At 36.3% G+C, this 16,527-nt stretch carries 8 protein-coding genes; all 8 read right to left on the bottom strand.

Annotated features, from left to right (window positions below):
- Nucleotides 1–620 precede the first annotated feature (620 nt).
- Nucleotides 621–2,804 (bottom strand): protease Lon-related BREX system protein BrxL, encoded by a 2,184-nt coding sequence (gene brxL, locus QMA00_RS13690; protein WP_254843704.1) that lies wholly within the window; start codon nucleotides 2,802–2,804, stop codon nucleotides 621–623.
- Nucleotides 2,805–2,816: 12 nt separating this feature from the next.
- Nucleotides 2,817–5,555: a BREX-1 system phosphatase PglZ type A gene (pglZ, locus tag QMA00_RS13685; RefSeq protein WP_076923259.1), complete on the bottom strand. Its 2,739-nt coding sequence runs from the start codon at nucleotides 5,553–5,555 to the stop codon at nucleotides 2,817–2,819.
- Between the two features lie 43 nt (nucleotides 5,556–5,598).
- Nucleotides 5,599–7,371 carry an Hsp70 family protein gene (locus QMA00_RS13680; RefSeq protein ID WP_076923260.1) on the bottom strand — a complete coding sequence of 591 codons (1,773 nt, stop codon included), beginning with the start codon at nucleotides 7,369–7,371 and terminating at the stop codon, nucleotides 5,599–5,601.
- Nucleotides 7,356–8,576, bottom strand: coding sequence for a hypothetical protein (locus QMA00_RS13675; RefSeq protein WP_290157678.1), 1,221 nt, complete (start codon nucleotides 8,574–8,576; stop codon nucleotides 7,356–7,358). Before QMA00_RS13675 ends, QMA00_RS13680 begins: the two co-directional genes overlap by 16 nt.
- The gene (locus tag QMA00_RS13670; protein WP_076923093.1) at nucleotides 8,576–9,661 is read right to left on the bottom strand and encodes a hypothetical protein; all 1,086 of its coding nucleotides are present in this window, start codon (nucleotides 9,659–9,661) and stop codon (nucleotides 8,576–8,578) included. The genes QMA00_RS13675 and QMA00_RS13670 overlap by 1 nt, the downstream gene beginning before the upstream one ends.
- Entirely contained in the window at nucleotides 9,662–11,593 is a 1,932-nt protein-coding gene (locus QMA00_RS13665) for a DUF262 domain-containing protein (RefSeq protein ID WP_076923092.1), read from the bottom strand.
- A 220-nt stretch (nucleotides 11,594–11,813) separates the two neighbouring features.
- The gene (locus QMA00_RS13660) at nucleotides 11,814–14,387 is read right to left on the bottom strand and encodes a nuclease domain-containing protein (protein ID WP_076923091.1); all 2,574 of its coding nucleotides are present in this window, start codon (nucleotides 14,385–14,387) and stop codon (nucleotides 11,814–11,816) included.
- A 2-nt stretch (nucleotides 14,388–14,389) separates the two neighbouring features.
- Nucleotides 14,390–16,516, bottom strand: coding sequence for an AAA family ATPase (locus QMA00_RS13655; protein WP_076923090.1), 2,127 nt, complete (start codon nucleotides 16,514–16,516; stop codon nucleotides 14,390–14,392).
- Nucleotides 16,517–16,527: the final 11 nt, after the last annotated feature.

The raw sequence follows: 16,527 nt of genomic DNA, 5'->3' as shown, positions 1-16,527 counted from the left end.
GTTAAGTTAATTTAAAAATGGCTCTACAAAATGATAAATCAAGCGATCAAAGCTGATGAGAATCGGTGATCAAAGTCATGAGAATACGCAGCTAATTCAAAACTTGCTAAACCAGAACAAAAAACGAGTAGGAGTAAAGCTTATCTCAAGCTAATTGAAATTAACGAAATGATGGATACAAAAAACCTCACTAATATTTGGGTTGTAAATAACAAATTAAAATGAATAAACATAATTATTGCCGCAGAAATATGGAAGCTTAAGGTAATATTGTCGACTATGGGAAGTCCACTTGTGTATTTTGTAGAGCTTTATAGAGGGCTGTAGATGTAAAAACACCGCTGAAAGCTACGTATATACCAGCTTTCAGCGGTTTTAACGTGGCTAAGGGAATTTGCTCCGCCAAGCTTTTTAAAAACAATAACTTAAAATCATTTGTGTATAAATGGTGTATTTTTTAAATTTGTATACCCCATATTTATAATCATCGTGCGTAACTTTGATGAAAGAAACTGCCTAGCATTTGAGAATTAACTATCATGTTATCACCTATTATTTAAGTTAATTCCATTTTTTACAAAGCTGTAGTTTCAATCAAACAAAATATTGCCCCACTTACATTAACTCACTCCAAGCGCCTTATAAACAGCATCAACAGGGTCACTGTAAAAACTTACCTGAAACTTAGTAAACGTTTCTGCTGGGACTGATGGGATATCACTGGCTGATGCCATTGGCAGGAGTACCTTGGTTGCTCCACCTTCTAGTGCAATTTGCATACTAGAAGCAAGGTCTTGAACTGGGTTTACTACGCCGCCTAAAGTGATACTTCCTAACACAACCATTTGCTCTTGCATTGGCTTATTCAGTAAAACAGAGCAACTAGCTATTAATGAAGCTAGGCTTGCCGAGTGGCTGTTACCAGAGGTTTGTAAGTCAACAAAGTGTAAATGGAATTCATGCTCCGAAAATCGTGAATTAGCTGCAATACGATTTAAATTACCTTTGAAATATTCAAAGCCAACGCGAACCTGCTCTTTTGCAGAAGTGTCAGAGCCAAAGCCAGATGTAGAATGCCTTCCGTTGCCTGGTGTCATTTGAGTTTCAACTCGGTAAAGCCCTAGCTTGCCAGCTGCGCCTTCACTAACAAAATGCAGTACCCCAGGATTTGCTATTCCAGCGGGTATAAGATTAGAGCCACCTTGCTCAGGTACATTGACAAAAAACTCTTCAAACGTTTCGTTATCAATGTAACTAAAGTTAACATCAAAAAACTCCATGCCACCAATTTTCTTAAGCTGCTCTTTTACACGGCGTCGAACTTCTAAAGCATAAGTTAAACACGTTCTTACGTCTTCTTTACTGTATTCACCATGAGGTACTAATAACTTTAATAAACCAGACGTAGTTCGACGAACACCAATTACATCTCGCTGATTTAAGTTATTTCCTAACTTAAAAAACTTATCAATAGAGTCTGAGAACGTCGTCTTACGCATTTCGCGCATGTATTCAGCTAAGTAGTCAGTTATTAAACCAAAACGGTCTGTGAAGAACTCAGGGCGCATTTTAGGTATTTCCCAACCTGGGATATAACCATGAAAGCGGTCGAAAAATGCAGAATCAATCATGTCATCTGGGAACGGCGCTAAAAGGTGGCTCGTTTTTACTAAAGTTTCAACGCTATGATCAATATTACCAACAAACACCATTGACGCTTTTGCTTCTATCGAATCACGGCCACGAGAGAATGAACCTGAAGCCATATAGTCTTTCATGATCTGAATACCGTCTTTATCTTTAAAACGGATTCCGGCCACTTCATCAAAGGCAACAACGTCCCACATTCCCACTAAACCAATTTGGCGAGAAGACATATTATAAAAAAGGTTAGCAACTGTAGTTTGTCCGCCCGATACCAAGAGCGAGTTAGGAGAACACTCTTTATAAACATGCGACTTACCAGTACCACGCGGCCCAAGTTCACAAACGTTATAATTATTTTCAACAAATGGGATCATGCGAGCAATTAAATGCCATTTAGTTCGGTGATCTAAATTAGCAGGTTCCATTCCAATTGAGCGCAGTAGCATATCGATCCACTGATCCATTGTGAACTTACGTCGAGCTTGATATACCTCTTCCATATTCATAGAAGGCATTTGAATTGGCTTTAAGCTAAACACACTAAAAGGTGATACCTTTTGGCCTTCTTCATAGTAATAGCTAACCGTAATAATGCACCAAATACCGCCAGTCAAAAGCTTTTCGTTTTCTTTAACAATCTTATTTGGCACAACCGCATCTTTTATACCGATATTAGATAGACTTGCTTCGTAAATATCTTTTTTCTGGTTTAGCTTAACCGTCACTTTATCAATAACTTTATGCGTGCCTTTCTCACGAATAAGCGACTTGGCTTTTTCGGCCTCATCTGGTCGAACATAGTTTTCCGTTAAGATTTTCTTAACGTTTTTCATGCCTTCTTCAATTAAGTCATCTTCAGCAGCAGAGCAATACATACCTAAAAGGTATTCCAATACATATACAGGAACGTTAGCACCTTCTTTTAATTGCTTTGTTAAATCTTTACGTACAACACGACCTTTAAACTCGTTTATCATTAACTCGTCTAAATCAATACTTCTTAGTTCCCCACGCTCAGTAAGCACAGGTGCAGTGTCGTCTATAGGTTCTATCGTCGCGTCATTTTCATGCATATGAACATGTACATTAATTTCACGTTCTTGGTTGGCATCTTGGTTCTCTTGATTATCATTTTCTAAATTGTCTTTGGTTTCCATTTTATGCCTTCCCTAAAAAAAGTCGTCTTCAAAAGCTAAATCAATAATCACAGAGTGTGTTGTTTTTACTTTGCTCTCTGTATCTTCCATTATTAACTTGTAGCTCACGGTGCGCTCAAAGCCGCTACCTTCTAATTTTATTTGTACATTGCGTTTTCTGTCGTCCATCTTATCTGAAGTCGATTCAAACAATATTTTTTCACGTGAACTTACTTTTTTACCATCAGGGTCTTCAATCCATATTTCTAATTCACGGGCCTTAAATTTCTCGCCTACCGGATCGGTTTGAAGGAACTTAATCCTATCGATATTAGATACTATCTTCACAGGATTATTGAGCGGAACAGCGTTTACTTTCTGCTTTGCGTGTTTCGTTTGAGCCTTTGTATCTAACTCTCTAATTTGAAGAACAGGAACACAAATTTCCTGTGGCATAATGCCACCATGAATAAACTTGGCCCCACCAACAAAGTTAAAGCGGTTACTTCCCCTAGGGATCATAAACTCAGCATCATCACCACCTTCAACATTTACGCCAGCAGTGTTAGCCAATTTGCCAGTCCAGTAATAGCTATCTGTAGGCAAATTAGAGCCTATTACATAACGCTTTTTCGCTTCGGTTGTGCCGGCTGGTTTTGATTTAAGCGCAGTTTTATCTGAATCGGTCACATCCGTCATTTTAAATAAGAAACCATGATCAGCGGTTATAAGCACTCTACTACCGTTTAAGCGATTAATGATACGACCAATCAATTGCTTAATTTCATCAACTGCATCACGTGCGGCTTCAAACGTTTGGTTCTCTGTCGCTTGCTTATCACCTATTGCATCAATCTCATCGTGATAAATATATACCACCTGAGTATCACGCACTTTGTCTCGGCCTTCTTGATTTGTCCAGTTAAGGACCTCATCCGCTTTAAAAGCAACACCGCCATGCTTTTCAAGAATCTTATGGCGGTTGTCATGCCCATGCACAGACATGCCATCAGCTTTATATTCTGGCTTAGTGTCAAGGTGAGCCGTCAACTTCTGATGAGGCAGCAAGCTCCCCATGCCCAGTTGAGTATAAGAAGGCACAACGCCTAGCTGAGACTTAATCTCAGATTTAAAGCGTTTTTCATCGTTAATCTGTTGGTGAATATCATGCGCTACCTCGTATCGAAGTGCATCGGAAATAATCACAAATACTCGTTTAGCTTGAGTTTTGCTTAATACACCTTTTACCTCTTCTCGGAAGAAGTCTTGTTGATTGTTTATTCCAGCTAGGCTCCAATTATCCAGTAAGTTTTCATCATCAACTAGCTTACCCCAAACAATCGCTAAATCATGCAAGTACCAATCAACATATAAGTGCTCAATATCTTCAACAAGACCTGTTGCTTTTAAAATATCAGAGCCGTTTTTACTAATTTCAATCGAGTTTTCACTAAAAATACGATACGCATGGTCAAACTTATAAAGCTCTGTTTCATAGGCTTTATAAAGGCCTCTGGCACTTTCAAAAGTGAAACCATCAATATGCTTTTCTTTTAAGTCATAAAACTCTTTAGCGGCTCTTAATGCCGTATAAATAGCAGCATAATTAGCACTATCTTTATGTGAATCTGGTGAGCACCAATGGCTGCGTAACTTTTTCGAAACCCATTCATTAATTTCAACAGCGTCATATGCAGGTAAATTCGTTGCTAACGATTTAATTAGCTGCTGATCCGCTTCAACAAAGGTTTCAACATGTATCAGCTCCGACGGATGTTTAAACTCGGCAAGTTTATTCTTAATTTCTAGCTCTTGGGCAACTTCAAATGCCACAGCATTATATGAATCCGATAACGTTCTGCTCTCTCGCCAAGACGACACAAAGTTAACCACAGATGCACGTTTAGATGCCGCGTTCAATAGCAACTCTTTTACGCTCTTTGGTAGTGCCGTTGCTTCTTCGTCGCTAAAGCTCATAGGTAAAGTATGCGCCGAAAGGCTTGAGGCAAAACTAGTGGCTTGAACAGCAACGCCAGATGACTGCAACGCTTGGTAGCAATCAGTGACTAATAACTTAGTTAATAAGTCTTTAAATATAACGAGTTGAGTACTATTGGCTTTATCATCTATCCATAAACATTTGGCGACAAAACCAAACTCTTCAACAGCTAACAGCCAAAACACTTTACCAAGCTCAAATTTATTTAATTCAGATAGCAACTCACCTGCTTTTTCTGGCTGCTCTGCATACAACTTAATTAACTGATATAAAGCCGCAGTAAAAGAAACCGTTTCTACCTTAGCGATAACAGCAATCATCGAAAGCTCTAATGTTTGTTTATCTGCACCCTCTGGTAGCAACCGCTTTAGCTTGTTATAACGCTGCTGTTTTCCAAAAAACTTCTTATAGCGACTTATATCTTGGCGAAACTCCATTCTCATACCTAGCTCATTCAATATCATCGAGCTTGAATCAGCATAAAACCGCTCTGCGTATAAGCGAATATCATATAGCCAATCGCGTGATGGCTCGTTTTGCGGTTTATTGCTATACAGCAAGAACTTTGAGCTTGTTTCTTTTAGTTCAATACGTTGCTTTATTTCAAAATGTGAACACGCATCAAGCTCAATAAGCTCTACATCATTGCTATTAAGTTCGTCGTTTATTGATGGCAACTGTTCTTTAAATTCGACATCTTCATCTTGCCAAAATACCAATCGGCACTTATCAAATTTGGCTAAAATGCCTTGTTTTATTTGTTCTAGGTTCATAGTGATATTTAATAAAGCCTTAATGATTTAATGTAGGTTAATGCTAAATTGAACAACAACCGATCTTATATCTTTGATGACAACGACTACACAATTGGTAAAAACTACTCTCATCTTTTTGAAGTTGAGTTAGTTGTTTTTTTAAATAAGCATTCTCATCTTTTCTATTATATTCTTGTAATAGTTCTCCAGGAACAAGCTCCCAAGCATTAGCATCATTAGATATATTTGCTCTTACCGTTAAGCCTAGTTGTTCTCCTTTAAAGTTAACTAGGCGTAAAGGCTTTTTTATCGGTGGGATACTCGATATTTGTAAAGCAAATTCAAGGTCAAAAATTTGTAGTTCTTGAGGAACTCTCTCGTCTAATGATTGAGCATTAATTTTAATGATCAAATTTTCATCTATCTCATAGCTAACATCTATTCTTTCTTTCATTGGTGGAAAATCTTTGTTTACCGGAACGACCATATTTTCGTATGTCGTTCTTCTATCACTAGACGCGGTTTTACCAACCATTTGAGGTCTTTTAAATGTAAATACAGCCTTTCCATCTCTTGGGTCAGCACAATACATAGACTGATTAAAAGGATCTGGAGTATATCCCCTCGAAGGTAGCTTTGTCCCCTCGGGAATAACGGTAAGTAATGAGTTTCTAGCTTCTACCAATTCGAAAGGTTTGGCTAAAGTTAAACACAAATCATCGTGAGCAACCCAAGCTGCTCCCTCAGAAATAATACGATCGCCTATATCTGAAACTTCTAATGTAGCTACACCAAATAATTCACGCAGATGCTGTCGAATAATTGGCATATTAACCATACCGCCAGTAGCTAGGCATAGAGCTACCGATTGTATATCAACATGTGCTTGCTCTTGGGATAATAAAAACTCTATTTCGCCAATTCCAGCTTCAACAATAGACTTAGAAATAGCATCAAGTTCGCTCCTAGTTAATGAGTGCTCTATCTCTGCTTCCTCTCCTTCCGCATTGAAGTAGTCATCAATCCAAATATCAATTTTTGCACGTCTAGACAAATCAATTTTTGCCTTTTCACACTCTTCAAGTAATTTTGCTCTCATGCCAGGATTTCTAGGTTTATTTGTATCAACATCCCATCCATACTTCTGTGCGTGTTTTTCTTCTATATAATTTAAAATAGCTTCATCTAAATAATCACCACCGACTTTGTTATTACCTCGATTCATAATCTGAACAATAGAACCGTTACGAACTTGGCAGAGAGTCAAATCTAATGTTCCTCCACCCCAATCAAAAACTAAAATCATCCGGCCTTCATTTTTAGACAATTCATTTTGGCTATCAGGTAAACTTTTAAAGTAACCATACAACGCAGCTAAAGGCTCATGAATAAACATTTCGATATATATACCAGCATCCAATAGCGCTTCTCGAAGCGCTTGCCGCCCCCGACCATCCATTGCCACAGGGATAGTAACAACAGCATGCTTCAGATCCGCTACACCATCGTCATCCTGGTCTCTTGCATCTTCTATTAGAAAATTCATTAAATCAGTAACGACTTCTTTTGGATTTTTCATTACACCACCAACAGAGAAGTCACTACCACCTATAAATTTTTTAGGCCCTCTAACTGTATTTCCCTGGACGCCAATAGTCTTTTGTTGGAGCTTATTCTTTGCCTTAGTGCCACAAACAATATCAGCCCCTTCATAATGCACAACTGATGGGTGTGGACGGTCTCTTACCGTAAATGACTTTACTTTTCCTTTTAGCGTTACTACTGAAATTAAGCTATTTGTAGTACCAAAATCGATTCCTATTTTTTGAACCATTGTAAAGCTCCTTCTATATCTTCAATCACTAAATCTATTTTATTAACAGCGAAACTAACTTTGGGCTCATCCTTTCTAAGCCCTTTAAGTGAAGTCTTTAGCGTGGGTAAAACATCTTCTTCAAGTAGATTAATAGCCTTAGATTTCACTTTTCCTGTATCATCTTTTAAATGCACACGCTCAGCTTTAACTTGCAAAACGTTAGTTTCAGATTGTTTTTTTAGAAACTCAATTTCTTTATTTAACTCAATTATTTGAGTCTCTTTATTCGCAATACTTTCTTTCAATAATGAAATTTTTGATGTCAATTCTATATTTTTATCAGAGAGTTGATGCGCTTTCTGCTGCTCATTCCAGCATAATTTTTTCGCTGACAATTCTTTTTCCCGAAAATGAGAAATACTTTCCACTAGTGAATGTCTTTTAGGAGCAGATAACTGTTTTGCTAAAAAATATGAAACGCTCTGATATTCCTTTGTATTATTATCTTTCGTATCTTCAGATAAAATCTTATAAAGCCAGTCTAATATTAAATCCGGCTTAGATTTTCCAAACTCAAGACACCATAAGCAACTCAATACCTGTATGTTCTTCCTTAATGATTCTAATTGGACTAGCGTCATTCCTTTTGGTTTATCACTATTTCCATCTTCATCTGTTACAACATTACGAGATTCTTTCGTCTTATTAATCTGAACCCTGTTTTTAATGCCTTCAGCTCTATACTCAAATTTTTTCTTAAGCAGAGCATTCAAAATACCAACAGAGTCTTTATTATCTTTATATTCAGATAACATTCCTTCAAAAATGTTATCTACAGCGTTTAAAGGATTCAAAAACTCCAGACTGCTAACTATACTTACACAAATAATAATGAGCTTTCGCTTTATCTCAGAGTGATTACACATTTCAGCTGAGATAGCTAATTGAAGTAATACCTTAAACTCAACATCATTTTCTCTTACTAAATTAATAAGTTTTTTTAGTTCAACTTCTGTTAACTGATCATTTAACTTAATGTTTTTAATTGCTATTTCATGGTTTACTAATAACTTTAAAGGTTTAGCTTTATTAGTTTTTTTATCAATATCAAGGCTAAAAATATCAAATAATATTTCTTTCATTGAATTGAAAACTTTAATAGGCTTAGTTTTTTCTTCTGCCATGCTCGGTTTAGCCTGTTGTAGGCTTAATTTATCTTTCATTAGCAATTCTCATCAAATTTACTTAAATCAAACACTTCGTTATATTTTAGCTTCTTTCTGCACTTTTCAGCTTCAGTGATATCACCCTCTAAACTAGCCTTCCTAAACAAAATATAATCAAGCTTACTTCTATCTTGTACTGTTAAGGTTTGGCTTTTCAGCCTTGATAATTGTTGCTGAATAAACTCTAAACTTGAGCCTGTAAATTCATTGCAAACACAATCTAAGATCAAAGATGTTATTCTATCAGTTGGAATGCTCTTTGCTGAATCTGGAATTTTATTCAAACTATTATTACAATCATTCCCCGTAAAGAAAATCAAAGCTCTATCTAAATAGGGTAATGTGCTCTTTGAGGTATTATCACTAAAATAGTTTTTATTAAAATCAATTAATGCAACAACCGCATGGGCCAATGATGAAGCATATGTTGATAAAATATTTCGGGCTTGATTAAAGCGTATTTCATGGTCTTCGAAAGTAATAAACTTAGTCTTTCCATCTTTCGCCATTATACCTTGCAGGTATTTAACTAAACCGTCGACATACCAAGTAACAGAGTTAAGTTCGGATGTACTTTTAATAAACTGATCTATTAACTCTTCTGTAAAGTCATCTCTACTTAAAAACAACCAAAAATATTCATCTACTTTCTCTATCTCTTCGAGCTTTGGAATCGATACTTCAAGTTCAAATGTCTTCTGAACTTGCCGGTTAACAAGCTCTACTTTTAAGAATTTACTTGGCTTTTCAAAAATACACGAATGAAGATCTTCAATGTCAGTCTCAACATCATTGATAAAGATTTTTTGCACATTGCTCAGCTCAATCTCATCAATTGACACTTGCTCTCTAATGTAAAACCGACTAGAGGTAATCTCACTTCCTTTAATACTAAAAGTTGGGTTTTTAGTTGGATGTTCTTCCCACTCATGTCTAACTCTTAAATCATCACTATAGAAACTTGAGTCACAATACCTACAAGGAAAGACAACAGGCTCTAATTCAGTTTTAATTCGACTATCTGATATAATTACAGATCCGCCCGTATTTCCTTTGTATACAAAGGTTGTTGAATATAGCATTTAACTTTCTTCCTGAAGATTTGCTTGCTCTATTACAGAATCCATATGCAATAACTGAGTCTTAAACTCATCATCGCCAATAACTATTTGCCACCTTTCTTCCATAAACGCCAATAATTGAAGGCCTCGGCTCAAAATAGTCTCTGGCAACCACTCAGATTCTTGAGATATTTCATTTTCAGAAGCAGAACCATTATAGAAACCTACTCCATTGCCATTGTTCTTTTTCAAATCAAAACTATCATTTTGAAGGCTTGAATTTTTCGCTCTACTCAGTGGCACTAAGTTCCCTAAAGAGTGCGCTACAAATTGCGTCTGGCCTTTATCCAGACTACCAAATCGTGATACCCAATACTCATCTTTTGGGGTTTGCGGGAATACATGCTCAACAGTGACGTTATCTTTTTTACTCGCGGTTAGTTTTTCCCATGACAGTTTATTTGAGGACTGTTTTCCTCGTGAACGTAACCATTGTTCATGCTCATACAAGAAGTACCTTAAACCTTCCCATTTAAAAAAACCGCCTAACCCTAATTCATACTTCTCAGCTATATGTGAATAGAATCTTTGTGGGTCGTAATATTGTTCAATCCAGTCTTTTGTTTTATCAACAATAGAGTCAATATTAGTTGCACCAACTAGTAACTCTCTTGCCATAAAGAAAAACTCTGTATCTTTTGTGTTTGAACGACGCTGACTTAATGTGAAAATTGAAAAGTTATATCGCTCAGCAGAAGTAATAAGTGTATTAATTTGCTCTGTAGTTTGTTTAGATACGTATGCTGCAAGTAATAACGGTTTAAACGCTCTAAAACTCAGCCGATGTAGTCTATCAAGTAATTTTTTATTAGTTTCGTCAGTATATTCTGGTAAAGGGAAATAAGGGTTGTGCATGTAGAACCAAGGGCGAATAGACTGCTGAAGGCTTGTAACATACCTATCAACTTCTTCAACTGTGATCATGTCATCTGACTTTTTAGGATGCGTAACATTTCTTGCAGTGAACTTTTCATCCAATAAAAACTTAATGTAATCGTCACCTTTACGACGTGTATATTTAAAATACATCGTCCAATGATTACGTAAGAATAGGTGTTCACTTAGCGGAGCATTTGGGTTTTTTCCAAGATACTCATAAATGGTTTTCCACGCGTTATTAATCTTCGTTCTGAGTACCGCATGACCTTCATGTTCTTTGAATAAAGTTGATAAATATATTAGGCGGTTCTTCAGTAGCTCTAAACTTGTTAAAGGCTTACCACGGTTGTTCATGGTCTCAAAGGTTACAAATACATCAATTTCGTCATCAATTTCATATAAATTGAATTTGAATTTTTGTGTTAGTTTTTTATAAATTAACGCAATCTCATCTGTACTGAGTTCTTTAAGCTTATCTTTAAAAAATGCTTTAGCTTTCGATAAGTTTTGCGTGTATAGCGTTTCTTGATATTGGTTACTATGAGAATGAACACCAAAAACTTTAGTTTTTAAATACTCATCGCTCGGGTTATCTTTCTCGTAGCCAAAAATAAAGCTTTTTCTTTGTCCATCATCCGCTCTGTTTAAAATATATTGCTTTCTGATAGTACCCAAAGATTGATAGTTAAGCTGAGTGTCGTCTTTTACCGTCTCTAAAATAGCCTGCATTAATAACATTGATGTTGTTAGTCTTTGTTGGCCATCGACAACATAAAACGGTTTAAAGCCTACACCTTCAATAATCCACTCATCATTATCCCATCTTTGCCACAGCTCTTTAGGTACAGGCTCTAAAGTAATAACTCCTGTATAGTGAACACGCTCAACATTAAGGTGAAGAATATCCTCCCAAAAGTCACTGTATTGATGCTCTAACCAAGCATAGCCCCGCTGATAATCTGGTATACGCAGTATTCGTTTTTCAAAAATATCGCTTAAACTTTGTAATTTCATATTATTTAACTGCCTTTCCGTGGATAGTTTTTACATCGCCGAAAGCAATAGCTATACGCTTTCCACACAATGATTTAATTGCTCGTCGCAAAACTTTACTAGCTTTGCATATAAATTATTGCAAATACTGATAAATGCTATTGTTTTTTGGGGGAATACCGGATTACCAAACAATAACTCATCTTGATATAAACTTCTTGAAACTTGTAACCATTTATCATTAAAAATGCTCCGAACAGGCAGGACATTGAATATTAATAGGCTCTAAAGCTTCAATTGAATGATAATTCCAATAATCGCCGTTTTTAATTAATCTAGTTCTACATTCGCCATTAGAGCAATAGCTATAAATGGTGAAATGCTTACAATCATTACAAGTCGCCCACCATACTTTATCATTGTTACCTTGCGAATAATTTAAATCGGTGCCACCACATTGAATACAAAACTCGGTTGAATCCGTAAGTGTAATAGGATGCTGTTTATTAAGTTTGTTATTCTCAACCCCATATTGTAAACACATACCTACAAGCCTTTGTAATTCATCCAGGTAACTGACCGTATCGATAGGAGAAAGCTTAATTGCACCATATTTATGATACTGTTGCTCACGCATAGCATTGTCCCAATCAAACATGGTTATCTCACCTAAAAAGCTATGCTGTGCCCAAGATTGCGGGTTAATTGCGACAGGTACAGCGTCATTTGAAGGGTGTAATACAAAAACGCCATTTTGACCCTTCTCTGAATAATCTTTATCAAAATAAAGATGCTTTATAACTTGGCTAATACCACCATGTTTGGGGTCATTAATGTCTTGATAAAACTTTGCATCAAATACAAAAGACCTACTATTAACTCGTCCATTATCGCCTTGTGCATTAACTTCAATTAAAAAGTCTGGTGTACGCTTATTACTTAATACTTTCTCGTACCATAAGGTAATACCTCGACCTGCTGCTTTATTTGTAAAAGATATAGAAATGTCTTTTTCATTATTTAATACTGACGCAATAAGTTTTTCTTTCCAGCCTTTTTCTGGCTGATATCTAAATTTAAATATCAACACTTTAAAAAACTGCAATAAGCACCATCTTTCATAAAGAGACGATATATTTATTAACTTCAGATTGTCAGACTTTTGAATTGCCTCAAATACATTATCTTCATTAAAACCAGAAAAATTAATTATGCTCTTATATGCTTTATTAGCATTACTGTAAGTTCGGTTTTGAATGAAGGTCATAGATGAAGGAAAATTGCCCGTCACGCCTATTCCTAATCGTTCAAATTTTACTTGTAGCGATTTTAAAGCTTGAATAAATGGCACAAAATATTGGGTTAAACGATCAGCTATATCTACTTTTGCTCTGAGTCTAGTATGCATTTCCTGTAGTGAGGCAAGTTCACGCTGCTGAGCTGTTTTTTCATTTTGTCGCAGTGGCCTCTTCCAACCGTTTTTCGCTAACGTTTCTGCCTCTGCTTCCATACTATTAATTTTATTGGTGAGCTTTTCAAATTTATCGCTTCCAAGTAAATCTATGCGGTTTAGCCCTCTTATGTTTATTTCGATAACAGACTTCCCTCTTCGGGTTCTCTTATCATATTGCCAATTACCCACAATCCGATATACACAGCCAATCTCAACAGGAACCATGACACTAAATAAAACCAGATTATAACCATCTAAGCCGTTTAACTTCCCATCATGCCAAGGCTTATTCGCAGAACTTTTAATCTTTGCAAAAAAACGATTTTTACTATCACCAAACTGACCTGTTAAATGAACAAACAATTCCTTGTTAGCGGCTAAATTGTTTTTTGAAAGACTTTTATTAAAATTACCTAACCTTGACTGCATCTGCTTGCGTTGTTCTTTTAATCGACTTATAGCATTTGTTACCGCATCAGCGTTAACCAAAACATACTGACTAAACCCATCAATACGAGATTGATAACTTTTTACTTTTCGAGAGTCAGTATCATATTGTTGCTGAGCAATATTCTTAATAACCCCTAACATAAATACGGTTTGCTTTAACATAAAGTGTGCATACCGATTCTCTGCATTATCAGTAGTTGGTGTTGCCACTCGGCCACTATAATTTTTAGCGTAGGGGTTTTTTATGTATTCAATAAAGGTTTTATTAGTTGGCCTAACTCTTCCCCTTGGCTGCGGAGATAATGTTTCAATTAAATCGACTTTAGGATTCGCCACAATCGCGGTGATAGACTCAACAAAGGTATCTAACGTTTTAAAAATATCTTCATTTAAAACTAAATTATCAAGTTTACCTCTGCTGGTAAGATAGCTTTCATCATCGAGTAATAACTCTGAAAAATCGAGCTTAAAATCAGATAAATATCGGTCAAGCTGTTCATAAGTAAAAGTAGAGGCTGCAACTCTTAGCTCTAATTCTTCAGCGCCTAAACTTAAAATAACCGAACCAACACCCGTCAGCATTCTCGACTGCCATTGGTTTCGGTCGTTATCCCATTTGTCTTTTTCAACCCACCAAGTTAACCCTGTTTTAAAATCAACAACAGGCTGTAGCGGTAGCTTATCGGTTCCATTAATAATAAAAGGGGTAAACTCAACACTATTAAGCGGCCTTACAGCAAACTGCCCAAACTCACTTTTGTCATCGTTTAAAGTTGAATAACTAATAATATCAGCACAATATTCACCTTCACCAACAGTCTCAACGTCTATAGGCTGAGCCGATAGTTTCACAGATCCAACATGAGTTTTGTCACGCCAACGAATATTAATAAAACGGGCTTCAAAGTTCATATTTACAACCAAAAATTAACGTTCCAACCGTTTGCCTCTGCTTTTTTCAACAATGCTCCCAGTAATTTAACTGAAGAAAAAGACTCATTAATTTTTATGTCATCACCAATATCTTGCTTAAGCTCCCCATGCATTTGTAATAGCAATTCATGTTTATGGTATTCGCCAACTTTTACTGTGCCATCAAAGTTAAGCTTTGGTAACACCTTAAAAAGAAAAAAGTTATTTAATGCTTCCTGCTCACTAGTGTTTACATCATTAAAATAATGCTGGTAATTCAAGCCTTGTCTAACCGGTCGCATACCAAAGTCTAAACCGAGTGGATGAAAAAATTCTTTAACGTATTTTGTCATTAATTCACAAAAGGGAGACGAAGCATCAAATGCAGGATACTCATGTCTTCTACCCATTTCTGCACTAGAAAACATGACTGGTAAATCAAAGCGAGAAACACCTAATTCATATAACCCCTTCTCTTTATTCAACTCAACCTCTGCTTTAATCCCCGCTAAATCCATTAACAAAGGGCTTTGAAACTGCATCACATGAACACGATCAAGTATTTTTGGCGACAAAAAATGCGTTGTATCATCAATATTAACAGAGCCAACAATACGAACATTTTCAGGTAGCGTTAATACAGAAGGCTTGTTGGTACGCTCAGCAATTAATCGACGAATATCACCGTGGTATTTAACTAACGACTCCTGATCACTCATGCCAAACGCCAAACGAAGCTTCTTGTTAATAGCTTCATCCTGTATCAACTCAACAAAACTCATTGATTCGCCGTTTTGACTGTTACTGCGAGCATCTTGCAATATAGTCAGTACTGTTTTTATTTCTGAAAGGGTATGCCCAACAGAATCATCACTGTATAGGCTTATTTTAGGCGCGCCGTTGCGCTCTTCCATTTTTGACAAAAAGTCAGCAAAATAATATTCCACCTTGGCTAAATTCATTTCGTCTAAACAGATTAAATAAGGTTTTGTAGGGTTATCTCTCGCTTCAATTAGCGCATCTAAAAATGGGGTTGAAATATATTTTTTTTCAATCGGATTATAATAACCCACTAAATCTTCTGAGCCCGTCCAATTAGGCTTAACAGGAATAACCTTAGCAACGCCTCCTATGGCTTTAGCAAATGCCTTAACCAAACTTGTTTTACCTGCGCCAGAGTCACCTGCTAACACAATTAAATCATTACATCGCAATAAGGTAATAAAGTTATCAACAATTTCCTTAGGGTACAAAAAACCATTTTCTGCCAAATTAGCTTGAATATATTGCGAAACCAACGAGTAATCACTGTTAAAATCAGATGAGAAATTCAAATGTTCACCTTCATCCTCTTCTTCAACTTTAGATGACTCATCTACCTTATCAATCAAGTCTAATTGCTCTAAAACTCTCGTTTTTTGTTCTATATAGCGTGTAAGTTCAGATAAAGACTGTTTCATTTCAATTTCTTTTCCCTTAACGCTTTCCAGCGCTTTTTGAGCTTTAATCAGTTGTTCCGTAGCCGAGTCTTTTTGTTGCTGAACTGACGCAATACCACTTTCAATAGCGTTTATTTGCTGTTCTTTAATCTTAACGTCCTCAATTAATGAGGCGTTTTTTTGATCTAACAAATCTTTATTTATATTAGAAACATGTTCGATGATCCCCTCAGTAATATAGCCCCACTGATGCTGCTCATCCTTTAATTCTGACAGCTCAATTAAAGGTTTAATGCTCGAAGGCTGAACCTTTAATATAAAAGGATTATTATGCTTTTCTCTTTCTTTAGCTTCTGATAACTCAACAGCACAGGTTATCCATCTCACGCCTTTTTCCGTGTAAAATTCCCTTGCAACTTTACTACTCAGAAATACCCCTCGCCTTGGAATATCATGCTGAGTGGGTAAATCGACTGGATAGGTTAATAACTGCGTTTGATTAACCGCTTTTACATTCGTCAATTTAATAAATGTGTCTTCAGCCGTATTAATCTCAATTAACTCGCCCCAAACGAGCAATTCATCGCTTTCAATTTGCCAATGTGCTTTTAACACTTGCAGCAAATCATCGTCAGAAAGCGCTTGAGCTTCAGCAATTGTTAACAATGGTTGTGTATTGTCTGTTTCCATCTTATTTCAAT

The sequence above is a fragment of the Pseudoalteromonas sp. APC 3694 genome, assembly GCF_030407565.1.
GTDB classification, from domain to species: domain Bacteria; phylum Pseudomonadota; class Gammaproteobacteria; order Enterobacterales; family Alteromonadaceae; genus Pseudoalteromonas; species Pseudoalteromonas tetraodonis.
This window is presented reverse-complemented; position numbering and strand designations above follow the sequence as displayed.